Genomic DNA, 26,034 nt, shown 5'->3' on the forward strand with positions numbered 1-26,034 from the left:
GTTCTCTCTCCTGTCTTTATTCGAGTCTCTAATCCTAATTTTCTACGCTATTTTTCATCCCGAAGCGCTCATACACCTCTTCAGGGGCCTGCATGTCTGCAAGCGCATCCGCAAGTAAACGCTGCATCCGCTCTAGCTGCTCCGGTTGTTTATCAATTAAATTATCATCCTGCCAATGATCCTGCTCGACATGATATAACGCTGTTTCATACTGTGACTTGAAAAATGCTTTAAACTCGTCAGGCACCTTCGCCTCATATTTCCAAACTGTCGCTTCGGTATAGGGTAGGAATTTGCCTGTTTCCACCTTATCCGGAATTTGTACAGGAAGCATAGCCGCCAGAGGATTCATATACATGGTCGAATAGTTGTAAACCGGCACCTGATCATCCGGCGCTACATGGTATGTATAAGTTCCGTCCGTAATATTAATCGCCCTGCCAAAATAACCATAGAGCGTCCAATCTCTCACGGATTCAGCTTCCCCTAATAGAACGGGGAGCAGGCTGCGACTGTGAACCTTATGCTGAATGTCGATGTCCATTGTTTCCAGCATCGTGGCATACAAATCCACTGAAGAGGTTAAGGCCTTGATTCTTTCACCATTGTGAGCGCCCTGAGGGTGCCAAATCATGAGTGGAATATTAGCCAATACGTTGTAGTTCGTGCAGGCCGGCTTGCCCATCCAACCTTTTTCCCCTAAGAAATGACCGTGGTCTGATGTAATCACCACCATCGTGTTATCCCACAGCTGATGCTCATCCATCTTATCCAACACCTTGCCGAACCACTTATCTACCAGTGTTAATTTTGCGGCAAATTGCGAACGGACAAAAGCAACTTGCCTTTCGCTTAGCTTCGCATGTCCTTCCTGCTGCGTATTCCCATATACAGGCCAAATCGTCATATCGGGATCATGAATATCCTCGTCTGTATACATCGAGGCGAACGAATCTGGGTTGTGGAAAGGTTCATGAACATCGTAGCTGTCAACGACGAGCATAAAGTTCTCGTGCATATGATTATGTTCCAGCCATTCTGCTGCACTTGTAAACACTTTGGGAGCGAAGAAATCCTTCTCTTCTTTTAGCCCTTCCACGTTTTTAGCGTAGGCCATGCGATTGAATGGCGCGGTTTCCGGTTGGCCGTTATATTTAATCTGCTTCAGCAAGGTTGTATCCGGATCTTGAAGAGGTGCTGTTTTCCAAGCATCCAGCTCATGTCCTCGGATCAGTTCAAACCCTTGATAATCGCTGAAATAGCCATGACTTCCGTTATTGAAGTGATGGAATTGATCAGTAATAAATTGGGTGACATACCCCTTCTTGCGGGCCGCTCTAGCAATCGGCAAATCGTAGGCCTCCACGGGTCCCCATGCTCGCCACAGAAACTCCTGAATCCCTGTATAAAATTCACGCCGAGCCGGTATGCATGGCAAACTGCCTACATAATGCTTCTCAAATACCGCAGATTTCTTTGCAAATCGATCAAGGTTCGGGGTATGGACATCGATCTCGATCGGTTGTCCATACGCTTTAAGAAAATGGCGATTCAAGCTGTCTATCGTTATAAAGATTACGTTCATTATAGGTTCCTCCCCATCATACGCTCAAGTTCCCTCATTAAACCGAGAGGGATTTTCGCTCTTTTGCTAAGTTTGTAGTGCCACCCGCATGTGCGGGTATTTGAACGGACATCACTTCATCCAGCTTTTGAATCTGCTCAATCGCCTGCAAGAGTTTGCTGACCACAGGATTGTGCAAACGGAAGATGAGCACCGTAACAGGCTGATGCGTATGCTCATCTGTCTCCGCCTCCAGACGCAGCGTGGTAAAGCGAATATCGTTCTCCTGCAACTGCGCTGCGACATGCCCTAAAACGCCTGCACGGTCTTGAATTCTCACGCACATTTCATTTTTTCGGCGGTTGCCTAACAGCCGTTTTTCCCATTTATTTAGTAGAAATAAGCTCATCAATACGAGGAAAGTGACCAGAACGGCCCCGTAAATAAAGCCCGCTCCGACACAAAGTCCAATAGCTGCAACAACCCAGATGGAAGCGGCCGTCGTAAGCCCCGAAACGGTTGAACCCGTACGCATAATAGCCCCTGCACCCAGAAATCCGATGCCTGAAATGACTTGAGCAGCCAATCGGGCGGGATCCATCCTTACATTTAACTCATTGGCATAATCGCCGAATCCATAAATCGACAACAACATAATGGTGGTTGAACCGAGGCAAACCAATATATGTGTGCGAAAGCCTGCAGCATGATTACTCCACTCCCGCTCCATGCCGATTAATCCTCCGAGTAGAAGAGAGAGGCACACGCGAAGCGTTAAATCCAAATAAGTGATATGCCATATACTGGTGCTAACCATGGTCATAATTGTGTCACATCCTCAGCTTTCCGGGTACATGATACAGCGGGCTTGATGCCCTACGCCAACGGTTACAAGCCCTATCCCATCTGATTTACAGGCTTCTACGGCATAAGGGCAGCGATGTCGGAAGCTGCAACCGACTTGCGGAATGCCTTTGATTGTCGGTTCGATGATCTCAAACGACTCGGTGTGCTCTTTCCACGGATCTGGGGAGGAGTGCAGCAGTAGTTGGGTGTAAGGATGCTTAGGACTCGCAATAACGTCCTCTGTTTCCCCCATCTCCACGACCTGACCAGCAAACATCACGATGATCTGATCCGCCATATATCTCGCACTACCCAAATTATGTGTAATCAGAATGTAGGCCATTTGGCTCTCGGCTTTGAGGTCGAGCATTAAGTTCATCACATCGACCCCGATCGATACATCAAGCATGGAGGTGGGCTCATCAGCGACGATAATTTTCGGACTCAGACCAAGCACCTTCGCAATGACAACACGCTGCTTCTGTCCCCCTGATAGCTGATAGGGGTGCTTCTCAATGAACTCCTCAGCAGGGGTTAACCCAACTTGCGTAAGTAGCTCTAGCACTCTGCTTCGAATATCTCCAAGCTGCTTATTATGAATCTGCATTGGTCTGCCAATGATGTAGCCTACCGTATGCTGCGGATTGAGCGCAGCGAAAGGATCCTGGAAAATCATTTGCACCTGCTTGGTCAATCCTTTGCGCAGTTGGCGATTCTCCTGAAGCGAAATTCCGTTATACTTGATTTCACCGCTAGTCGAAGGGATTAAGTTCGTAACCATACGAGCAATCGTGCTTTTTCCGCTGCCCGATTCCCCTACAATGGCCAAAACTTGCCCCTTTTGAACTGTAAAACTCACATCTCTGACTGCGTGGAAATCTGACTTATTAAATAGCTTACGTGTCGTAAATGTTTTACTGAGCCCCTTCACTTCCAGCAGAGACTTGTTCATGCGCGAATCCTCCTTCGGCGTAGAGATGGCAAGTGATATAGCCGAGTCGATCCGTTAAGGCAACGGGTTCGGCCTGATGGCATTGTGGCATCGCATGCTTGCACCGAGGGGCGAACCTACAACCAGGCGGTGGTGAGATCAGATCCGGTGGGTTCCCAGGAATGCCTTCTAACTTGATCTTAGGTCCTGTCAGCATAGGAAAAGCTCCCAATAAGCCTTGCGTATAGGGATGCCTTGGACCTTTGAGCAGATCTTCACGATTCAATACCTCGACCAATTTCCCCGCATACATAATGCCGATACGATGACACATCTCCAGCATAAGCGGCAAATCATGAGTAATGAACAAGATGGAAAAGCCGAACTTCTTCTGTAGTTCCATCACTTTCTTAATAATTCCATTCTGCACGACGACATCGAGCGCTGTCGTCGGCTCATCCATAATGACTAAGCTCGGCTCTAGGGCCATCGCCATAGCGATAACGACCCGTTGTCTCATTCCGCCTGATAGTTCATGTGGATAACTATTCAGCCGATTAACTGGTAAATCAACGAGTTCAAACAGCTCCTCCGCCCTCCGAAAGGCTTCGCTTGGCGATATCTTCCGATGGTTCAGAATCGTATCGACCATTTGCTCTCGAATCCGCATGACCGGATTCAAGTTGTTCATGGCGCTTTGCAGAACAATCGACATTCGCGACCAGCGCAGCCGATCGAATTCGCTATCAGTCAGCGAGGTTAATTCCTCCCCCTCCAGCTTCACGCTGCCCCCCGTTAATTGCGCCGGGTATCGCAGCAGTCGGCTAATGCCGAAAGCGGTTGTTGACTTGCCGCAGCCGGATTCTCCGGCGAGACCAAATATTTCACCTTTCTTAATCGTTAAGCTAACGTGATCGACAGCGCGGACGCGCCCCCGCTCCGAAACATATTCGATGCAGAGGTCGCTGACTTGTAGCAAATTCGGCACTTTCATCTCCCCCTCGAATTCCTATTGTTCATAGTGCAGCGTTGCCACGGTTTGCCCGATATTTCTCCAAGATTCCGTTACCGATAAGAATGAAGCCGAAGCAGAGGAACGCGATAGACAGCCCCGGCGGCACAATCCACCACCATGCACCGTACATGACGGCATTATTGGCATTGGCTAATGAAAGCATTTGCCCCCAGCTGACGCTAAGCGGGTCACCGAGTCCAAGGAAAGTTAGACCTGCTTCAGCGAGTACGGCTCCTGTAGCCAAAAGCACCAAGTTTGCTAAAATTATCGGAATTAAATTCGGCATGATTTCACGAAACATAATTTCCAAATCGCTCATACCGACCATGCGGGCAGCTTCTACATAACCGCCGCCTCTTTCCGTCATGGCCTGACTGCGAATACTGCGCGCCATCCCTAGCCAGCTAATCATCCCGATGATGAGTATCGTCGTAGTCACACTTACGGAAGGTAGAAAAGAAGCCAGAATAATAAGAAGAACGAGCGCAGGAATAATATTAAACAGGTCGACAAAGCGCATCAGCACCTCTCCGATCCATCCTCCTTTATAACCCGCTAGCAGACCAACCGTAACTCCAAGCACCGTGGCTAACGCTCCCGCGCATAAACCGACCAGAAACGAAGTGCGAGTGCCATAAATTAATTGGCTGAGCACGTCTTGGCCATAGCTATCCGTACCGAGCCAGTGCTCCGCTGTAGGTTTTAGCCAAGTCGGAAATCCAAGCTTATTAATCGGATATGGGGCCAAGTAAGGACCAAACAAAGCAATAATGGCAAAGATAAGAAAAAGTGTGAAACCGATCTTCCCCTTCTTCCCAGGGATCATCGACCAGAACGCAGCAAATGGGCGTAGTATGGATTTCATAGGCTCCTCCCCTTTCCCGCTATTCAAGCGCGACTCGCGGATCGATCAACGGATAGATCAGATCAGCAAGTAAATTAAATACAATAACAGATATAGCAATACTTAAGAAAATACCCTGAATTAATGGGAAATCGTGATTCAATACAGCGTTCATCGTCACCATGCCAACTCCTGGATAAGAGAATACAATTTCTGCAGTCAGCGCTCCCCCGATAACATGCCCTAAGGAGGACATCAGCCCAGTAAAAGAGGGCAGCATAGCATTTCTCGCTCCATACATGTATTTTCTTCTGCTCAAAGAGACACCTTTGGCCTTAGCCAGCAGCATATAATCTTCGGACAGAACTCTCATGAGATTGTTGCGCAGTACGAGAATATGGCTGGCTAACGAAGCTAGCATTAAGGTAAATACAGGCAGAACCGCATGGTGCATGATATCTTTGGCCCTCCCCCATGTGGAGAACGTATCATGTGCAGGTGACATTGCCCTGCCAATCGGAAACCAGTCCAGTTTAAAAGAAAAGATTAATATAATTACGATGGCTACCCAAAAATACGGTATCGAATTCAAAAAAAACGATCCGAATAAAGTCGAGTTATCAAAGGCAGATCCCGCTCTCCATGCGCCCTTTACCCCGATCAGCCAACCGATTAGATAACTTAGAAGTGTAGCTGTTAACACGATCCCCAGTGTCCACGGCAAGGCTTGCTTTACAATCTCCAACACAGGTGTGGGATAGTTCACATAGGAAATCCCTAGATTTCCGTGGAACAATTGAATTAAATATTGCTTGTATTGATAGAGCATGCTTGGATTGTCCAAGCCGAACTGCACCTTTAACGCCATTACCGATTCAGGCGAGCCTAAACCCCTGGAGGAAGCCAGATAGTCAGCTGGATCCCCCCCGACTAAGCGGGGAAGAAGGAAGTTCAAGGTAATCGCTGCGAAAAAGGTGACAAGCGCAAAGCCAATCCTTTTCCATAAGTAAAGTGCGTTGTATCGCATGGCTTGCAGCCCTCCCCATTCATGAGATAACTTATTTTTTCTTCATGGTGCGGATGCCTATAGCGGAATTGAGCGGCACTTGTTCATTCAGATCCGTTAAACGATCAATACGATGAACGGCTTTCCCGCCACCCGTATACATAACGGCAATCGGAGCAAGATCAGCAATTTTCTTCTGCACCTTGGCATACAATGCTTTACGCGCCCCTTCATCTGCAGATGAGGCTTCGTCCAACCAAGCATCAATCTCTGCATCCTTGAAACGCATATAATTCAGACCTGGCGTATTAGTTCCTGAAGGGGCTGTTCCTTTACTGTGGAACACTTCCAACTGCGCTTGCGGATCGCCAGGAGCATTAATAAACGATTGCACCATATCGTAATCGCCATTCATCATCAGCTTTGTAAGCTCTGGTAGGGTCGCCGTTTTGACAGTCGTTTCAATCCCAATTTGCTTCAAGTTGGCTGTAATCATAGCACCCTCTTTATTTTGGGTTGCTGAGTTTGCTGTCATATAGTAAACGAAGGACAAAGGCTTGCCGCCTTTTTCGTAAATACCTTTGGTATTCTTGGTATAACCCGCATCGATGAGCGATTTTTCAGCAGCTTGCATATTAAACTGATAAGCCGGGTTATCCGGTAATTTCTTGTCAACATAATCTCCGAATACCATCGAAAGGAAGCCTGGGTTCGGCATGTATACGCCATTGAATTCAGCAGTTTCTATCAGTGTTTTACGATCAATCGCCATTTGTACCGCTCTTCGCACAACGACATCGTTAAGACCCGCTTTTTCATTATTCATAATAACGCCGAAGCTGATTGTGGCTGGATATAGCTGCATTTTGCTTGATGGATTCTCAAGTACTTTTGGCAAGCTTGCACTGGAGATTTGTGAGGCCAAATCAATGTCTCCTTTTTCAATCGCGAGCGATAGGGAGGCTGTGTTGTTAAAGCGGTTAATAATGAGTTGATCAATATTTGCTGCTCCTGCGAAGAAATCAGGGTTTTTATCTAAAATAATTGCGCTTTCATTTATGCTCTTAAATTTATAAACACCCGTTCCGATCGGAGTTTTGTTCTGAAAAGTGGTCGGTGTCTCTTTTTCAAATTGATGCTTTGGCACAATGTACGTGTTCGGACTCGATAAGTAGTAAGGCAAAGATGGGAATTTGTTTCCAAGCTTGAATAGGACAGTATCTTTCCCCTCTGCAACGACTTCCTTCAACCGCTTATCCCCCCAAAGATTCGTGAGATCCAGCGCTTTATAATCTTTGAGCACAGTGAATGTATACACCACATCATCCGCCGTGAACGGCTGACCGTCATGCCACTTCGCTTTCATATTCAGCTTCACTTTGAACGTTAAGCCATTATCCTGCCATGACCCTTCTGTCGCCAGATCCGGCTGAATCGTCCCTTTCACTTGGTTGAAGTAAAACAAATGATTAAACACATAATCGAAAAAATCCGGATACGTCGCAGAAAGATTTCCTGTCGGCAGCAATGGGTTAAAGTTCGTGACCGACTCCGGATTGATCACCCCGGACAAGTTCAATGCAGTAGGCTTACTCGATGTCTTCGGTGCGCTTGTTTCCACTGTATTGCCACCTGTACTTGCGGTACTCTTTGCTCCATTATTGTCACTTGTGCAACCGGCAATTACGCCTAGCGACAATATGAACGATAGAAGAAGCGCAGATGACTTTTGTTTCTTAAATGCTGATCTCATTTTATACAACCTCCCTTATGTAGTAGTGATGACGCTGGTCTACCAGGTCCCAGAGCGATCATAAACAAAGTCACACCCTGCGGTAAAGGGACGATTTCTGACTTCATAGACTCCTTATATCACCGTGATGCTTCGAACAGGTAGGGTCCTTTTCTGATATGATTCACCTTCATGTTCGCTTAATAAATCTCGCCATCCTTAAGCCTATGCGGTGCATAATGCTCACGATATTCGCCAGGTGTCTGACCTTCGTATTTTTTGAAAATACGATTGAAGCTGCGTTGATTCACATACCCTACAGAGCTCCCGATTTCTTTTACACTCAAAGCACTTTCCGTTAACAGCTTCTTCGCCTGCGCTAACCGAAGTGAAATTAAGTACTCCATAAAGTTCATGTGAATCTCCTGTTTGAAGAGCCGGCTCACATAGGAAGCATCCAGATTCAATTGATCAGCAATGCCGCCCAGAGATATTTCTTGATGAAAGTTAGCTTGAATATAATCGACGATATCTTGACCGATATGACTTGTCTTCTCTTCGTACAGATGACTTAAGTTTTTTCTTACTTCATTCATGTAGGCTTTAAACCAACGAAGCAGTTGATCGACCGTTTCTTGCTTCATCAACTTCTCATACAGATGGGGCAAGCTCCGCTCCTCGACTGGTGTTATGCCAAGCTCAATCGTACGCTGATAAATTTCTTCCGTTAATTGAAAATATGCATGCTGAATGAAGCCATAGGGGTAATTGTGTAAGCTTTTAATAAATCCATGAAAATCATCCAGACACGACTCAGTTCTCGTATCATCGCTTTCCCTAAGCTCTGCCAGAAGGTCCCGTTTGACCTCTTTCAGCCGATTAACGACGGATGGATTTGAAGACGCATCGCGATGAGCCGACCAATGAACAGCAATGACTTCGTATCCTTTGAAGGCCCTGATTTCAAGTGCCTCCAGCGCTTCCAGATAAGCCATTGAAATTTCTCCGCTGTGCTGCTTCAAACTGCCGATACCCAAGCTGACAGTAATCGGTAAATACTCGTGAACATGCTGCATAATCGCAGTCATGAACGATAGAGACAGCTCTTGATAGCCCTCCACCGACTGTTCCTCCAGCAAGTTTCCGATAAAAATAACATCTCTGCTCTCGGTATTTACCGGGATCACATAGCAGTATGGACCGGCAATTTCTTGGATTAATTTTGAAATAAAATAACGAAGTAAGCTTTGGTCTTGGCTGCTGTAGGCGGAGGTAAACGCCTGATAATCATCGATACGAACAACCGCTACGAAGAAACCGTGATTCGTCACAGGCAGTCCATAATACGCAAATTTGCTATCCCGCTCTTCATGGTGCCTCGTCGTTTCATGTAGGATAGCACTCAAGAAGCTCTGGCGCAGTACTGGCATGTTCTCTTGGAGTTGATTTTCGAGCACCTCGCCTCTTTCTCTCATCGTCCGCATCGCCGAGAACAAGTAAGAGAACTCGCTTCGATCATCTTTCTGAAAAGCCTCTCCAGCATCTTTACGCTTATTCTGAGCAAATTCGAAAAGGGAATAAATCGGCGAATAAATCGCCTTCGCAATTAATAAGGCACAGTTAACAGCAACCAGAATACTGAATGCAGCCAGCACATACATAAACGTCTGAATCTTCTCGCCTCTGGCCAGCATGACTCGCGTCGGCAACACATCTATATACTTCCATCCCGTATAGGGGGAAGTGACGGCGTTGAAAGATGACTCCGTCTCGCCAATCGGATGCGTGAATGTATCCATATCATTGCCTAAAAAACCTTTGATGTGTTCGAATTTCTCCGGTGCGACTTCACGTCCACTCTTGTTATTGAAAGCATGTTTACCGTCAGGGCTTACCATCCAAATTTCCTCCCCCTCCCGAAGCAATCGAAAAGAGGGACTCTGAAATAATGCTTGCTGATTCATATTGACAATGATCGCGCCTTGAAATTCGCCGCCCATCAAAGGGACAGGCCGTATGAGCGATACCTGTGTCGTTTCCTGCGCCTGTCCGTCGCTGCCTTCTAGCGGTGCGCGAACGATCCATTTCCCCTCTGAACGATTCATATTGTTGAAATAGGGAATCCAGTCATCGTCTTTGAAATCCTCCACTTTTTGCATGCCTGTCAAGGTCACCTGCACCATGCCTGCATTTTTGTAGTACACATAGATGGAAGTAATGTAGGGAGAGGACGTGTAAAAGTTGTTCAAATAGTCATGAACGAGTGAAATCTCGGCATCCATACTCTCCACATGCTCAGCCGCCATAAGTCGGGATAATCGCTGATCTCTGGCAAGCTGTATCGCCATCTTATCAATATCGCTCAGCATATTGTCCATTAAACGGCGCGTTTGCTCTAGCATCTGCAGACTGGATTGTCTGACTTCTTTTTGAATCGAGGATTGACTGTACCAATTGCCGAAAAAACCAACGACCAATACCGGCATCACGACCAAGGCAATTAAACTAAGTAAAATTCTGATAAATAAACTACGAAACCGAAAATTTGTAAATGCCAGCCGAATGAGTGATATCATGTTGTTCTCACCTTTCTCCAACAAAATTAAACTCTTATTATGTTAGCGCTCATAATAGTACATCTTGCCGTCGCTAATCTCTTTGTCGTAATCTTTTCCTCCAGCACTTTCCCATTTGGCAAGCATCTCGCTATACGTCTTCTCGAAGTCCAGAGAAATAATAACTTTAGAGATTCCTTCATACAGGTGCTTCTCGATTGCTTCTACGGTCTTCTTGGCTACTGTCGAGGTGAATCGATTACGGTGTTAGTTCACACCACTTCTCCACAGATCAGCATATTGCATAATAAGAAAAAACTTACCCTGTTGGAGTAAGTCATCACTCGGTGTATTTAGATTAGATTTACTTTCACATGCAAGTGCGGTGGGAAGTGATCGCCCTTCCCCCTTGTAATTTGAACGATTTCGAGCACATCGCCTGTACTCTCGTTTGTGTCTATGATCGAAGCGATCTGGGTGCCGAACACGTAACGTTCCCCTTCACCAGATTTCACCATGTAAGGCGTTTTTTCCTTGGGCAATTTTGCGCTAATTTGAAAAGACATAGATACCCTCCTATATTCAAACCATGCTTGTAAAGCAAAAGGCGGATCGGTGCTGTCAAATGCAGTCGTTCATTCTTTTGTAATTTGTTAACGCTTTCATATTATAATTTTAAATGAACGTTTAACTAATAACAATACAATAATACATAAACCGATAATTGGGAAATAGACTGTTTTGATTACAGAAATAACGAATTCAGATTAACGTATGGACACAAGACAGCTGGACTATTTTATTAAGGTTGCAGAATATTTAAGCTTTACGGAAGCCGCGAATAAGCTCTATATCGCCCAATTGGCAGTGAGCCAACAAAATCGGTTAAGATAAATCAAGTATTTGTTTTTAACATTCGAGCAACAATTGAAAATACTAAACATTTTATTAATTTTACTTCTGCTGCTTCATGTAAAAAGATACAAGAAATACCCTTACTTTGTAAGGGGTCATCCTAAACCTAAATGCTTCAAGAACCTACATAGTAAAAAGACAGTTCCCGAATGTCAGGAATACCATCACTCCCTGTAACCTCCAGTATAACCCCTGCCACTTTAACTGTTGGAATCCTTATAATAGCTTTGTGACCTATGTTATTTCCTTCATAGATGGTGACAGGACTACGGGATTTCGCAGTTATAATCGAGATCCTAAAGCTGCATACGATTTCGCCGTTCAACAAGTTTTCTTGAATCACAATGTGGTCCAGTAAATGAGCTTCTTTCGGCTCATATAGCCATTTTCGTTCCTCATTTGAACAGTGCGCAATCGTTGCAATAGGATTCCCGAAGCGCCTGTGGATTTCTTCACCGAAACGGAGCAGCTGCTCAGTATCTTTTAATGGTAATAGTCCTTTGCGGTCAGGTCCGATGTTCAGCAGCAAGTTTGCTCCCCGGCCGATGGAATGATAGTAAAGCCCCATTAGCTCATCGACGCTTTTAACCATATGCTCATCATTGTCGCTGTAAAACCAGTTACATCGCATTTGTACGTCGCATTCCGCAGGAATCCAAAGAAGCTCGGACAAATTTTCTTTTTCGTTGTTTAGAACAGAGAAATGAGTTGAATCGACTACATTCCAGCATGGACTCGGCGCAATGCCATCTTCGTTACCTACCCACCGGAAATCGGGATCACCCATATTAAAAATTAGAATTTCGGGCTGCATGCGTCGTATTTCACTGATAATCCGATTCCAGTCATACGTATGCCCCTCGGAGCCACAGCCGTCAAACCAAAGAATATCAATCTCGCCATATTCAGTGAGCAGCTCGGTTATTTGATTCACGAAGTAGTCGTCATACGCTTTTGCATCTTGTGTATAAAAATTGGCCGAACCGTCGAATGGGGAGTAATATAAGCCAGGTTTCACATCATACTTCCGGCATGCATCCACAAATTCGCGAATCACATCTCCTTTCCCCTCTTTCCATGGAGAGGCAGCGACGGTGAATTCACTATATCTGGATGGCCAATTGGAAAACCCGTCATGGTGCTTCGCGGTCAATACGGCATAGTTCATGCCAGCTTCTTTTGCTGTGCGAATCCACTGCTCGCAGTCTAAATTCTTAGGGTCGAAAGCTGATGGCATCATCGGCCTGTCATCAAAATCGATATAACCTTCATAAAAAGTACGCAATCCAAAATGTAAAAAAAGTCCGAATTCCCAGTCCTGATAAGCAAGCTGTCTTGCGAAAGGCATTACTTTTTGAACACTCTGCATATTCGCACTACCTTTCTAATCTCTGCAAATTTCACAAGTTCTGAAAAAATTGAATGTAATAACCTCTGTTATTGCCATCCTCATTTCCTCCAACACTTTATTACTCACCTTTTCTAAATTGCCCTGGCGTAATCCCCTCATATCTTTTGAATACACGAATGAAGGTATTGCTGTTCGAGAAACCAACTTTTTGCGTGATTTCTATTATCGTTTCATCGGTTTCCAGCATGAGCTTTTTGGACAATTGGACACGCTGTTTATTAACGTAATTCATAAACGTTTCCCCAGACTGTTCCTTGATGAATCGCGATAAATACGGAGCATTCACTTCGAATTTTAGAGATAGAGACGTTAAGCTCAAATCCATATCCGCCAAATGATCATCGATGTAGTTCAACACCTGATCTTTCAATGTCGTATTGTGGCTCTTCTTCTTAGAGTCAACATAGTCACACACCGTCTTCAAAAATGTATAAATCTCATCTTCAATCTCCGCGAATGACTCGCACTGGGTCAACAGTTTAATAAGCTCATGCTTCTCGACAGCTAACTCATTTGGACCATGATCCAGATGCTCAATGGCCTTTAAGATCGTGCCGATCAGCTCAAACATAAGAAGCTTACCAAGCTGAAGGGATAACGTACCATCTGATACATTCGTAACGATCAGCTCGCTGACAGCCTCCATGGCCTCCTCGTACTGACCCGTTTTAATATGATTAATTAACTGGCGCTCCATATCAAGCGGATAGTATAATTCATTCTTCGGCCGTTTGATCCGATCGTAAGTAATAATCTGACTGGGACCAATGACGAATTTATATTCTAGTGCCTCCAGGGCCTCCTCAAATCCATGCGGGATACCCGCCAAGGACGGATGGATATCGCTGATACCTATCGTCAGCTGAATGTAAAACTTCTCTTGCATGATGGTCTGCGCCTCTTGGGCTGCCTCAATCAAATCCTGTTTTGCAAGAACTTCATCTAATCCTTGTACATTGACTAGAAAAGCGATCATGCCATCCACTTCGGTCGTGAATGCGGTATGCTTTCGTCCGATTAACTCTTCAGTGATGTTCGTTACGATATAATACACGTATTGCAATTTGGACTCCGCATCGCGGTGACCGCTATCTGCAAACAGTGCAGCATAATCACCGATATGAAACAGCAATACAGCAAATCGGTTCGTCTCGAACCGCATGTGAAACGATTCCATGGACTGAGCAAGCGCAGAACCACTTTCTACTCTACCTTTCAGTAATCGTGCCAAGAAATGGCTTCGCAGTACATTTTGCTGCATCTTAATAGTTCGATCGGCCGTATCTTGCAAAGCTTCTTTCTCTGACATGAAGGATTGAAGCAATGAAAATTCATTTCCAATGCCTTCTAAATTCAGTTTCACCTTCGGTGAAACCAAATCTACCATACGACGGATCGGCATATAATGTCTCCGCGTCAGCCAAATGGACATTGGCCCCCCGACAAAAATACACAAAAATAAACCCGCATAAATCCAATTGCGCAGCTGACTTACCTTGGCAGAATAAATTTCCGTTGGAACGATGGATACATACTTCCACTCATTTTCAACCGAAGTAACGTAAGATACCGTCACTTCTTCCTTGTTCCATTGCTGGTTAAACGAACCTTCCGCAGAAGTGATCTGCTCGACATTGATATCGGATATATGCTCCGATTTACCTGCAATCATAATCGGTTTGTTCGTAGAATCGAGAATTAGCACAGTGCCTGCTTTGGCAATTTGAATATTCGAGATGGCTTCTTTCAATCGATCTGTATTCAACATGACAACAAGAGATGCTGGTGCTTCGTTCATATTCTGAATAGGCAAGGATTGCATGTAGACCATATCAACTGGAGATAATTGAAGAAAATTCCCGAAATAGGGTTGCTCAATTAAATCGCTCCATTGTTTCACTGTTATCCCCTTACTCTCGTGGAGTAATTGAAAAAGGAGCTCGGCTTGATTCATCGTCGAGGTTGTCACGCCGAAACGCTGTTTCTTCATATACACGTACAATTCTTTTATATTTCCATTCGATATCGCATACGATCTTAGCGAGTTGATGATATCTAATGTCTCTGTCTTCGCCTGTGAATTGTTAAAATCAGCATGATTAACATACTTTATAATCTTCGGATCCAGAGAAAGCTGCAGCCCCATCTGTTTAATATCTTTGAATTGATTGTCCAGTGATTGTTTAACCTGATTGAGCAACGCTTTATTGGAACGGATAACCTCTGAGCTCAATAAATGCTGAGACTGAATAAGAACTAACATCGTGATGAGGATGGGAATGCACAGAATCGTTAAATTCGAGTAAAGCCAAAATAAAAATACGCTCCGCTTCACAAAGAAGTCCTCCCTTACTCTTGCTGTACGTCGTATTATCCCATCTTCATCAGCGCATGTACATCTACAATTTTTGTTTCATCTTCATTTTTATTGATTTCAGTTGTTATTCTTTGATAGCACCGATCATAACTCCTTTTACAAAGTATTTCTGCAAAAAGGGGTAGACGATCAATATTGGCAGTGTGGCCACCATGATTGTTGCGTATTTAATACTCTCTCCAATGGCTTGCGTGTCGTTTGTGTTACCTGTTCCTGTTGTCATCGAATCTGTACTGTTCTGTACGAGAATTTCCCTAAGAATGAGCTGTAGTGGAAACTTCTCCCGATCTTGAAGAAACAACATTGCATTGAACCAGGAATTCCAATGAGCAACTCCATAGTAAAGCACCATTACAGCAACAACTGGCATAGACAGAGGCACTACAATCTGGAACAAAATGCGATATTCGCTTGCACCATCAATTTTCGCCGACTCTAGCAACCCTTCAGGGATTGCTTCGAATGATGTTCGCATAATAATCAAATTCCATGTACTGACTGCTACGGGAATGATAAGCGCAAGCAGACTATTCCCTAAATGCAAGTAATTATTAATTAATAAATAGGTAGGAATTAATCCGCCGCTAAAATACATGGTAAAGACTATACCAATCATCAAAAACTTTCGAAGTACAAATTTTCTGGAAAGTGCATAAGCTCCGATTGTCGTAAAAAATAGGTTAATCGCTGTTCCAAGAATTAGAATAATTAATGTATTCCCATAACCTGTCAAGATATTCGGGTTATCTATGACCTTTTGGAAAGCACTGAGATTAAAACCAAGCGGTTTTAACAGCAGGCCTGTATGTTGGATAAGCAAATTCGAATCACTAACGGAAGCCATAAGTACATAATAGAACGGGTATAACGTACAGACGATAAGCAATAACATTAAAATAATATTACCGATATCGAATAAACGTTCAGATGCGCTTACTTTCATGTAAAGTTCCTCCTACCATAACCGGCTCCCAGAGAATCTGCGGGATAAGCTGTTTGCGCTAATAAGTAAAATGAAATTAATCATCGATTGGAATAACCCTACGGCTGTTGTATAGCTATAATCATTTCCTTGTGCAAGACCTTCACGATACACGAATGACGAAATTACATCTGCGGTCTCATATGTATTGGGATTATAAAGTAGGACAATTTTCTCGAAGCCTACCTCCATCAAACCGCCAATTCGAAGAATTAGCAATATCATAATCGTTGGTATAATTCCCGGAAGCGTTACGCTCCAAATTTGTCGGAATCTTCCTGCCCCATCCACACGAGCAGCTTCGAATAACTCTGGATTGATCCCACTTAGAGCTGCCAAATAAATAATGGACGACCAACCAAGCTCTTGCCAAATCCCAGTACTGATGAAAATCGTTCGGAAATTGTCAGCAGCATTCAATAACGATGAGTCCTGCCCGCCAAAGAAAATAATAATGGAGTTCACAAGTCCACCACGGTTCGTAAAGTCAATAATTAATCCCGCAATAACGACAATGGAGATGAAATGGGGCAAATAAGAAATCGTTTGTACGACTGATTTGAACAGCTTCAGACGAAGTTCGTTCAGAAGAATCGCGAGAATAATAGGTGCAGGGAAACCGAATATTAAGCTATAAAAGCTGATCAAAAACGTATTTTTAAGTACGCGAACGAAATAGTAGCTTTTGAAAAAAGCAGTGAAATGCTGAAATCCTACCCAATCACTTGCCCAAATCCCTTTCGCGGGACTGAAATCTTTGAAAGCAATAACTGCGCCGTACATAGGAAAATATTTAAAAATAAAGAAATACAGCGCAACCGGCAGTACCATCAGGTAGATTGCGCGATTTTTTCTCAAGTCAGCTGTTAGAACCTGAATGGACTTCGCCATGTTCTCACTCCTTACTGTTATATAAGAAGGGGAGGCCTTACCTCCCCTATCCATCGTTCAATTAACGTTTGTTGTAGCGATCCAGTGCCGCTTGGTTAATTTCTACAGCACGGTCGATGTTCATCTTTTTCACTTGCTCTAGCGTATTTTCATAATCTTCAAGTTTTGAGGAGCCCATGATTGTTTTGGTAACTTGTTCTTTCAATAAGGTCGATACATCGTTCATAATCTTTGCTGATTCCTTCGCTTCTTCAGGTGTAAGCACTACCGGAGGCAGCATCACGTTATACGCATTTTTCGCATACTTCGCATAGATATTCACAGCATCTTTTTGTTCTTGTAGTTGATAATATTGCTCATTGTAACGGTCATCGTCCAAACCTGTGAAGGAATAGTTGGCAATAAAATATTTAGCCATCGCTTGAGGAATTGGCAAGTTGTCCGAGTTTTTCAAAATCATATCTGTGTACTTAGGCTGGCCGTCTACTTTCTTGTAAGTTTGACCTTCTATACCGAAGTTTTTGAGTATTGATCCTTCATCACTAAATAAATAGTCCATTGCTTTGACGGTTTCGGCAGCATGCTTATTTGCACTTGTAATAACCGTCCCTACATTATCATATTCCCAAGCTGCTTGAACGAATTTAGGCTCATCACCTTTTTTCAATACAGGATATTGTACGGCAGCAAGCTTCGCTTTTGGATCAATTTTCTGCAAGGATGGCATATAAGTTCCTAGGCTTCCTCCAATGTAACCGAAGAATGCGCCTGCTTTGCCTGAAGTTATTTTCGCATCCATCGTTTTGCCATCATTGGATGCGAAATCCGGATCGATCAGGCCATCTTTATACCATCTCTGCATTGTTGTTAGATATTGCTTATATTCTGGTTGCATCGGTCCGTACTTTACTTTGCCATTATCTACATAGAAGCTAATTCCCGGAAGACCGAATGCGCCTGCAAAATCAACATTTGAAATCGTATTTCCTTTATTCATTGTGAAAGGAATTGCACCCTTCTTTTCCTTAAACGCTTTAAGCACCGTTTCCCAATCGTCCATTGTTTCTGGAGCTTTCAATCCAAGCTCATCGAGCCAATCTTGACGAATCATCATGCCGGAGAACGTTTTGAATTGGCCGTATTGACCTACTCTCAAGTGAGGCAGCACATAAATATCACCGTTGTCCGCCTTGATTTGCTTCGCAATCTGAGGATTAGCATCCAGAATCTTTTTCAAGTTGGGTGCATTCTTCTCAATTAACTCATTTAGTCTAATGATCGTACCATCTTTAAACATTTTCGAAGTTCCGCCCTGAACATTACTCCAATTCCACAGCATAGAATCTGGCAGATTATTAGAAGCAACCATGACACCATACTGCTGCGTGTGATCCGAAGTAGTACTACCTGATGGATGTTGAAAATCAAACGTTACATTGGTTTTCTTCGCCCATTCCTGCACCATAGGCATTTCATTCATGCTCTTTACTACAGCCAATGCATTTCCATTTAGCGGTGTCCATAATGTCACCTTCACTGGATCTTTAGAAACTGATGACGTTGCTGCTGGAGCTACACTACTTGCCGCCTCTTTCGTTGCTCCTGAGTTACCGCAAGCAGTTGCCAACGATAGTACTAGAATGGATGCTAATACTGGCAAAACGGTTGAACGTAATTTTCTTTTCATGGATACACTTCCCCTTTTTAGTTATCTGACACTCCCACGGTGAAGTGGACTTGTCCTGTGATTGGAGCATACATCACGTTTATCCAAATCGTATATCGGCGATTTTTCAATCGTATTGTTTTCTTCAGAATTGTCATCGCTTCTTTTTGTCGTATCCTCATTTAATGAGAAAACGCTATAATAACAGGCACAATCATTTTATCATCGACGATTCAATATGTATTGTGAATGAAGAAAAGCCCTCATTTTTCTGCATGTCACAGAAAAACGAGGACATCTATCCTATCGTTTAAGGCAGAATTCGTAAAACAGGTCTACTCGTAGCCGAAGCGTTCTCTTTCGTGGCGTAGCTCACAAAACTGCTCGATCCGCTGGTTAAGGAAGAAATCTCAATGCCCACCTGTTTGCTTGTTGAGGATAAGGCATCCCTCACTTGATCTGTGACATCAATCCACACGCTATTCCCAGCTGCTGGCACTTTCCACTGTGCGATAAGCTGCCCCGATGCTGGCTTATTGTTCCACGTCAACGCGCTCTCACTCCAAGGCTCCGTCACCACTTTGGCCTGATGATCAACCTCAGTATCCGGCGTTCCCGTTGGAGAAATCATAATCGCCGCTTGCGAGACGGTGTCTGTGTAGGCAGAAAGATCAAATTGCAAAAAAGCATTCCGGATATAACCTGCGGTATCTTTTTTTACTTCCATATAGCTAGTGCTACTATAATTCGTATTCGCATAACTGCCATCCCGCACCCAAGCGTCATCATGAGCGGATACGATCGTAGGAATCGCTGTGTTGAATCGAGCGTGGAACGTTTTCCCATAGGAGCCGTTCACGTCAATAGACAGCTTCAATGTCGGACTATATTGCGTCACGGTTATGCCATTATCCAGAAAAGCCGCGTTACTATAACTTCGATTCAATTCCACTTCTATCATTCCTGTATTCGCCTGGGTTGGATCGGATAGGGATAAATCGAGTGTTCCTCCTTCTTCTTTGACCATCACGGACGATTTCTTATTAACGGTTATAAGGCTTCCACCGTTCCCATCGCCAATTGTTTTGCTGCCATCCGTCCAAATGTTAGCCCCAACGATATTCAAAGTCTTTTCTTTGACGGCTTGCGCGCTCGAAGTATTCTCCAAAATCACAATATCCGGATTAGCCGCATAGCTCTGAACTTGAGCACTGCTAGCATTAGGTAAGGTTACATAACTATAAGTGGCATTGCTTGGATTCGTGCCGTGATCCAGCCACATGGTCATATAATTGGCCGTAATAGGCTCTTTGTAATTCGTTAATACGAGCTTAGGACGATAAGTGGCGTTTGCATGTTCCCGACTTGCGTAGTTGACCCAACTATTCGAATCAAAGGGAGAAGTTGCGTAAATCCGCAGTGAAAACACGTTCTGATTGTTCGCCAGCGCTGTTTGGAGTGCACTTGTAACATCAATGTTAATCGGGATGCCAACCTGCATGCCACTCCATCCCTGAATCGGATTCAATGAAACAGAACTAGGCTTGTTTGCCCATAGTAAGCCTGATTCAGACCATGAATTGTCCGATACCCACTCTGCTTTATGCTGAATCGGATTAGAAGTTGGACCTATTGCAGCGGGTACCAACGTGATTTGAGCGCTATCGAATGTAGCGCCATTCGGTACAAAAGAGCTCACATCGAACTTAACATAGCTCTCCCTTGCATAACCGCCTGAATCATTCTTCACCACCAATGTTGATTCAGTTCCATGATTGGCTTCATTTTGACGGACATAAGAATCCTCCGTATCGAAAACGGTGTATACATTCGGTGTAGCCTGATTAATTTCGTTCCATGTTCCGGTTCGTACTTCACGCTTGGCAAGGAGTGTAGTATTACTTGGGAAATAATAGCCGACACTGGAGCTATCACCACTCGTATTTCCCTGTAATTGAAGCCAATTTGTTCCTGTTAATGCTGCCGACCATCCCAAAGCAGTCGATTGGGCATTTCCATTCACTGTCAGTGCGTTGCTCCCATCAATTTTCCGATTCTCAACAATCGTTTCTACTTTACGCAGACTACCATCCCAACCATTACCCACCTGCCCTGAATTGGTAATGCCTGCACCTAGCGCAACAATCTCATTGTCGAAGGTGAACCAAGACTTCTTTGCAGTCAGGCTAGACGGCGTAAGTATAGCTCCTCCGGTACCAATATCTCCGGGAGATTTCAAATCCATACCTGTCGCGCCGTATAAACCAACAAGCTCCGAGCCGCCTGTCCATGTGTTTGGACTCAAATAATTCAACCAGTTGCTGCTGGTGGTTCGTGTCTGGGTATCAATGGTTGTTCCCGGGAGACGATATGGATTCACCGTAGGCCAATAGTTATCGTATTGAGCGGTATCCGAATTATATAGATACGTCATTCCATCGCCGGTATACCAGCCTTTCACGTTATTTTTGTTCCCAGATTCGTACTTGTCTACACGCTTGGATGACATACTTATCCCGTAACCATATCCTGGCCGTAATTGAACGACACGATCTTGGTTTGGGTATTGGAACTGTCCGAATTTCTCTCCTCTGGAAGGAATCGCCGTGTCATTCATAATAGCTTTCAACTGAAAGTATTGATAGATGGATGCTGTAGTCATGATTTGGTTGCTGCTATCTAACGTAATCCAATTTTTTAACATGCTCTGAATCGCTTGCCTCGGATTCGCCGGGTACGCGGCCCCCATAAGTTGATTATCCTCAGGAGCTGAGATTAATAAATAGCATATAGATGAAATCAGTCCTTTTCCCGTAAGAACAGGGATCATATCCTTCACACCTAACGAGGGACCAAACGCAATATTTCTCCCTCTGACCATATCCATGACATTCCCGTTATATATAAACGGCTCGACGGAGTCAAACGCCCATTTGTAAGCATGCCATTTATTAGGATCCGTTACATCCCAACTTGAACCGCTGAGTATATACAACAGGATTCCAACATCGTTAAGCAGAGCAGTTCCGTACCCACCAATGTAGGGTATCGTTGCGTGCTGGATGAATGAGCCGTCCGCATAGAAACCGTCACGAGCCGAAGTACCCAATGCTGCCGAAGGAGCAACATAGCTAAATACACTACTAAGTGAATCGCGAGCATTCGTAATCTTGGCTGATTCTTTAACGATAATGCCTCTATAAGCAACCCCAATCGCTTGATCCAGTAGATTCGCTCCTGTCATAACTGGACTTCCGCTTACCGTTCGAGCGGTTGCAGTAGGAATAAAGCGATTCACCGCATTCATATAATTGGTAATTTGTGTGGAGGTCAAGTCGTTATACATTAGAATAACCGTCTTCGTCAGCAATTGAGGCACACCAATCTGCCAGTGAAACCAGTTACCATACGTCGTAACCGTTGTATTATATTTCTGTACATACAGCCAATCGAGTGCACTAATCACGTCTGCTTTTAGTGCAGCATTCTGATAAAAAGTAGATCCTGGTGTATAAAGGGTAGTAATCATCGCATATAAACGTCCGTAAGATAGAGAGATATCGCCGGAATTGGTAAAGCTATCCGTGCTCGTAAAAGGTAAGTCGATCCAAACATACGTGCGACTCACACTGCGATTCATGAGATCCCAATACCCTTTGCCACTGGAGCAAGGAGCCTGTGAAGCTGAACATGTGGAGACCATGCTATCCATCTTAGTAATTTTGGTCTGGAGAATGACATCAGTAACAGGCAGCGAGTACATCTCATCGCCAAGCAGCAATCGTTGAAGTTTGGCTCTCAATCCATCATATTCGTCACTTGCCTGCGCAGTCTGTGGATGAGCACCGAGGGTCGAAACAAACATGACAACCAAGCATAGAAACAGAATATTAACCGATCGATCCAACTTTAACATATTAAAAATCCCTCCTCTATTTAAACTAGCTTTCGCTATTAAGATAGTTTGTAAACGCTTTCTAGTAAATCGGCAATTTTTTCCGAGTCGTTTATTTTTGCGAAAATGAGCTCGGTGTTGCGCATTCATACCTAAATATTCGAGATAGTCGTCAATCCCCGATAACTGCCCAAAGAAACGTTGCTGACCTTGAAAAGGAGATAGAATCGGTCGTGTGGCAAGCCGAATCCATAGCTGAGATGGAGAATAATTTGTGCGAGATTGTTTCTATGCTTTTTCCAGAATCAGCGGATACGGAACTATCCTGGGTTGACGATCTGGAAAATTACTTACATCAACATTACACAGAAAATATCTCCTTAACTTCTTTATCTGAACGATATCATTTAAATTCATTGTACCTTAGTCGTCTTTACTCCCGAAAAAAGGGCATGTCCCCTATTGATCAGCTAACCCACATACGGATGGATCATGCCAATCAGCTTATCAAAGATTACCCGCGGTTGCTGTTTAAAGATGTAGCCCTCAACGTAGGATACATCGCCCCCTACTATTTCAGCAAATTATTTAAACAATGGTCGGGTATGACACTTACGGAATTTAAGAATTCGATACAAATAAATTAGATGTTAGAACAACAAAGCGGTTTCAGCTGCAATGTGCAGCGAAACCGCTTCTTTATTAATTGTGGTCTCGTACAGCATTATAGTGACAGTAGTTAAACTGAAAGTCGGACATCAATATGCTTTACCCTCACCCGTCCTTATGTCTATTCATCTGCGTATTGCGTACATTACTAAAAGGAGCTGCCTTTGGCTCTCTGTCTTTTCTTGAGAGATTCAAACCATGAATAAAATATTAAGTAGTATGTGTTTTTAATTCTATTAGGATGGAGGATCGACCGCTCTCTTCCATCACTTGTAGAATTTGAATAAGCTTAATTGCTGCGTTCCATTTTTCTTGATCTATTGCGGAGTGTATGATTTCAACTAAGTCCGCTTTGGTGGTGATATTATACATTATTCAATCACTTCGTTGTCTCTATATTACAATTATATCCGTTTAGTAATTAATTAATTACAAAAAAAACCAATAGATTGTTTTAAACGAAAGCATGAAAACACCCCCGAATTCCTTGGGGGATCAATTGTAGTAGCAATAATTACATTATGTGAAATTACTTTGGTGTGAAAAAACTGAAGTATTTCACCATTTATAAGGCTCCCATTCAACAAACGTTACTCGTTAGATTAATGTTCTACAGTTACCTTAGTGAAAAAGATGCATTTTTGGTATTCATCTTTTGAGAGTTCTATTGCTATTTGTTCTTGTTGATTTACGCCTTTTACTGTGTATAATTTGCCGCTACCATTGCGTATTATCATAGGTCCTTCAGGTGTATTTCTAGCCACCTCACCATTATGGGTTGGATACGGACTTACTTGTTTATTCACTGCCCCAATTTCCTTCTCAATCTTATCTATCGGTAGAGACTCAGTAACCAACTCGTAAATATTGTCATTCCAAGCTAAAGTTACACGAACAGTTTTACCGTACTCCAATTCATTTTTACTGCTCTCGGTTTTTGAGGTTGAAGAACAACCTGCAAATATTATTAAAATCAATGTAACGAAGAAAAACTTCTTATTCATAATTCTCACCTCTAAAAGAATAGACGTTACTTTACAGACAAAGTTACATTACTCAACATACTTATTGCATTAACCTCCCGTTAGGTGAGCGAAAGGCTGCCGATCGTGCCGGCAGGCAGCCTCCCGTTACTGTGTATTGAACAAACGTTCTTACGTTAGTTCAACGCTGCTGAGGCTCGCGAAATTACTTAGTCGTATCTTACCGTATCAAATGTTCTGAAATCCCCCAGAAATATTTAAATAGGAACATTAATATTATTATTTCATTTATTGTCACTAAGATAACAATAATCAGTTGTTGTTGAGTATTAAAATATTTTCTCCATTTTATTGTTTGATTAGCTACATCAATAGCATCTTTATATGCTGAATATCTAGGAGCAATAACAAATCCGAATATTAATATTAATATTAATATAGGTATGAATGCAAATGGCAACAAAAAAATGGTAAGTAAGCCTAACGCAAATAGAAATCCTGATATCATTGCTACTAATTTAAATAGTAAAGGAAAAAGACCAGTGAGAAGTATTTGAAGGACTGTAATCCTAAGCCATTTCAAAATTTGACCATTATATAATTGACCAGTTCCCGGTAAAATTACAGAAAATATTGCAGGGAAATTCACAATTTTCATTATATCTCCAGTGTTTTCATTTGTATTTCTAAGTAATTTTATAATAAAGCGTAATTGGATTAATTATGAGAATTCTTACGTGGAATGCATACTATAACTAATTCGATATGTGTTGAACTAAAGTTCCTACGTTAGCTTAAAATCCTGCATGCCAAAGTATAAGGATTATCGTCGTCAAAATAATGTTGCAAACATAAAAAATGAACTTAATATTATCAAACCATAATCTAAAATGATTTTCTTTACATTTTTAAAAATAAGAAAAAGAGGTAGCAGAGTGAACAAGTAGGATAAAATGGCTCCAAGCCAGAACCATTCTAATTCATTTGTTCCATCTTTATGATAAATTGCAAAAGACTGAAAACTTAAACTAAAAAATAATCCAATGATTGAAAAAATAAAAGCTGTTATACTACGTGTGTTCATGGTTAAAACATTAATTTGGTAAATTTCATGTTTCTCTCCATGTCATTATTCAACTATCCTGCCCTTTCGTATTATGAGGTTAACCAGTTTTTACTGGTTGACCTCTTTTGTTTTTAGAGGTTTAGTAACGGTAGCCGGGGGCGAACGTCTCTGCCCGTGGGACCGCGATCCCGTCCGCTAAACTGTTCACCCCCTACTTGTAGAAACATGTTTGAGGCTGGTTGAGACAACGATCTCGAATAACAAGCGAAGCTATGACACTGCAAGAAGGACTAGGGGCTGCCGGCAAATTTAATATTAGGAGGGATTGAAGTATGAATCCAGTAATTGGACTGGATATTGCAAAAAGAGAAAGTCAGGGCCAAGCCTTCTTGGATAAAGGAAAGCCCTACGGTAAGAGTTTTACGATCATTCACACACAAGAGGGATTGCAGATTTTCCATCAGCTTTTAAAGGATCTTGAAACCACGACTGGACAAAAACCAATGGTTATTTTAGAGGCTACGGGCCATTACAATGCTCCAGTCACACAGTTTTTAGATGATCAGAACTACTTGTACATTGTTGTTAACCCTATTCTGTCTTATCAATCTAAAAAATCTTCGAGCTTACGTAAAGTAAAAACAGATGCCATTGATGCCTATGCCTTATGCGAATTCTTTTACAAG

At 43.1% G+C, this 26,034-nt stretch carries 20 protein-coding genes; 3 read left to right on the top strand and 17 right to left on the bottom strand.

The genetic code is table 11. The features are described 5' to 3' along the window. Positions 1-34: 34 nt before the first annotated feature. The 9 genes from AC58QM_RS28070 to AC58QM_RS28110 all read right to left on the bottom strand — a co-directional run bounded on the left by AC58QM_RS28070 (position 35) and on the right by AC58QM_RS28110 (position 11,059). Positions 35-1,585 carry a sulfatase gene (locus AC58QM_RS28070; protein ID WP_497288089.1) on the bottom strand — a complete coding sequence of 517 codons (1,551 nt, stop codon included), beginning with the start codon at positions 1,583-1,585 and terminating at the stop codon, positions 35-37. A 37-nt stretch (positions 1,586-1,622) separates the two neighbouring features. Next, positions 1,623-2,387 carry an MgtC/SapB family protein gene (locus AC58QM_RS28075; protein WP_497288090.1) on the bottom strand — a complete coding sequence of 255 codons (765 nt, stop codon included), beginning with the start codon at positions 2,385-2,387 and terminating at the stop codon, positions 1,623-1,625. Between the two features lie 15 nt (positions 2,388-2,402). Beyond that, positions 2,403-3,362 carry an ABC transporter ATP-binding protein gene (locus tag AC58QM_RS28080; protein ID WP_497288091.1) on the bottom strand — a complete coding sequence of 320 codons (960 nt, stop codon included), beginning with the start codon at positions 3,360-3,362 and terminating at the stop codon, positions 2,403-2,405. Next, entirely contained in the window at positions 3,325-4,335 is a 1,011-nt protein-coding gene (locus AC58QM_RS28085) for an ABC transporter ATP-binding protein (RefSeq protein WP_497288092.1), read from the bottom strand. The genes AC58QM_RS28080 and AC58QM_RS28085 overlap by 38 nt, the downstream gene beginning before the upstream one ends. Before the next feature lie 22 nt (positions 4,336-4,357). Continuing rightward, positions 4,358-5,221 (bottom strand): ABC transporter permease, encoded by an 864-nt coding sequence (locus AC58QM_RS28090; RefSeq protein ID WP_497288093.1) that lies wholly within the window; start codon positions 5,219-5,221, stop codon positions 4,358-4,360. 19 nt (positions 5,222-5,240) lie between these two features. Then, positions 5,241-6,227: an ABC transporter permease gene (locus AC58QM_RS28095; RefSeq protein WP_497288094.1), complete on the bottom strand. Its 987-nt coding sequence runs from the start codon at positions 6,225-6,227 to the stop codon at positions 5,241-5,243. A 31-nt stretch (positions 6,228-6,258) separates the two neighbouring features. Beyond that, a complete protein-coding gene (locus tag AC58QM_RS28100; RefSeq protein ID WP_497288095.1) occupies positions 6,259-7,959 on the bottom strand; it encodes an ABC transporter substrate-binding protein in 1,701 nt (566 codons plus the stop codon). Between the two features lie 179 nt (positions 7,960-8,138). Further along, on the bottom strand, positions 8,139-10,514 hold the full coding sequence (locus AC58QM_RS28105) for a helix-turn-helix domain-containing protein (protein WP_497288096.1): 2,376 nt from the start codon (positions 10,512-10,514) through the stop codon (positions 8,139-8,141). A 332-nt stretch (positions 10,515-10,846) separates the two neighbouring features. Then, positions 10,847-11,059: a cupin domain-containing protein gene (locus AC58QM_RS28110; protein WP_497288097.1), complete on the bottom strand. Its 213-nt coding sequence runs from the start codon at positions 11,057-11,059 to the stop codon at positions 10,847-10,849. Between the two features lie 208 nt (positions 11,060-11,267). Here AC58QM_RS28110 and AC58QM_RS28115 point away from each other — a divergent pair, with 208 nt between their 5' ends. Then, positions 11,268-11,387 (top strand): LysR family transcriptional regulator, encoded by a 120-nt coding sequence (locus AC58QM_RS28115; RefSeq protein ID WP_497288098.1) that lies wholly within the window; start codon positions 11,268-11,270, stop codon positions 11,385-11,387. Between the two features lie 136 nt (positions 11,388-11,523). On the opposite strand, the gene AC58QM_RS28120 is transcribed toward AC58QM_RS28115, so the two are convergent. The 6 genes from AC58QM_RS28120 to AC58QM_RS28145 form a co-directional block, all read right to left on the bottom strand. Next, positions 11,524-12,777 (bottom strand): alpha-L-fucosidase, encoded by a 1,254-nt coding sequence (locus AC58QM_RS28120; protein WP_497288099.1) that lies wholly within the window; start codon positions 12,775-12,777, stop codon positions 11,524-11,526. Positions 12,778-12,877: 100 nt separating this feature from the next. Further along, a complete protein-coding gene (locus AC58QM_RS28125; protein ID WP_497288100.1) occupies positions 12,878-15,154 on the bottom strand; it encodes a helix-turn-helix domain-containing protein in 2,277 nt (758 codons plus the stop codon). Between the two features lie 106 nt (positions 15,155-15,260). Next, the gene (locus AC58QM_RS28130) at positions 15,261-16,139 is read right to left on the bottom strand and encodes a carbohydrate ABC transporter permease (protein WP_497288101.1); all 879 of its coding nucleotides are present in this window, start codon (positions 16,137-16,139) and stop codon (positions 15,261-15,263) included. 12 nt (positions 16,140-16,151) lie between these two features. Further along, complete coding sequence (locus AC58QM_RS28135) at positions 16,152-17,069, bottom strand: ABC transporter permease (protein ID WP_497288102.1); 918 nt, start codon at positions 17,067-17,069, stop codon at positions 16,152-16,154. A gap of 61 nt (positions 17,070-17,130) precedes the next feature. After that, the gene (locus AC58QM_RS28140; protein ID WP_497288103.1) at positions 17,131-18,756 is read right to left on the bottom strand and encodes a type 2 periplasmic-binding domain-containing protein; all 1,626 of its coding nucleotides are present in this window, start codon (positions 18,754-18,756) and stop codon (positions 17,131-17,133) included. Positions 18,757-19,045: 289 nt separating this feature from the next. Beyond that, positions 19,046-22,651 (bottom strand): polysaccharide lyase family 8 super-sandwich domain-containing protein, encoded by a 3,606-nt coding sequence (locus tag AC58QM_RS28145; protein ID WP_497288104.1) that lies wholly within the window; start codon positions 22,649-22,651, stop codon positions 19,046-19,048. A 212-nt stretch (positions 22,652-22,863) separates the two neighbouring features. On the opposite strand from AC58QM_RS28145, the gene AC58QM_RS28150 reads away from it, so the two are divergent. Next, positions 22,864-23,277, top strand: coding sequence for a helix-turn-helix transcriptional regulator (locus AC58QM_RS28150; protein WP_497288105.1), 414 nt, complete (start codon positions 22,864-22,866; stop codon positions 23,275-23,277). Positions 23,278-23,901: 624 nt separating this feature from the next. Here the strand turns inward: AC58QM_RS28150 and AC58QM_RS28155 are convergent. Both AC58QM_RS28155 and AC58QM_RS28160 read right to left on the bottom strand, forming a co-directional pair. After that, positions 23,902-24,303 carry a hypothetical protein gene (locus tag AC58QM_RS28155; protein WP_497288106.1) on the bottom strand — a complete coding sequence of 134 codons (402 nt, stop codon included), beginning with the start codon at positions 24,301-24,303 and terminating at the stop codon, positions 23,902-23,904. Positions 24,304-24,502: 199 nt separating this feature from the next. After that, the gene (locus tag AC58QM_RS28160) at positions 24,503-24,940 is read right to left on the bottom strand and encodes a hypothetical protein (protein ID WP_497288107.1); all 438 of its coding nucleotides are present in this window, start codon (positions 24,938-24,940) and stop codon (positions 24,503-24,505) included. A gap of 740 nt (positions 24,941-25,680) precedes the next feature. On the opposite strand from AC58QM_RS28160, the gene AC58QM_RS28165 reads away from it, so the two are divergent. Next, a partial coding sequence (locus tag AC58QM_RS28165) for an IS110 family transposase (RefSeq protein ID WP_497288108.1) occupies positions 25,681-26,034 on the top strand: 354 nt, incomplete at its 3' end.

The sequence above is a fragment of the Paenibacillus sp. J22P165 genome (assembly GCF_059692015.1).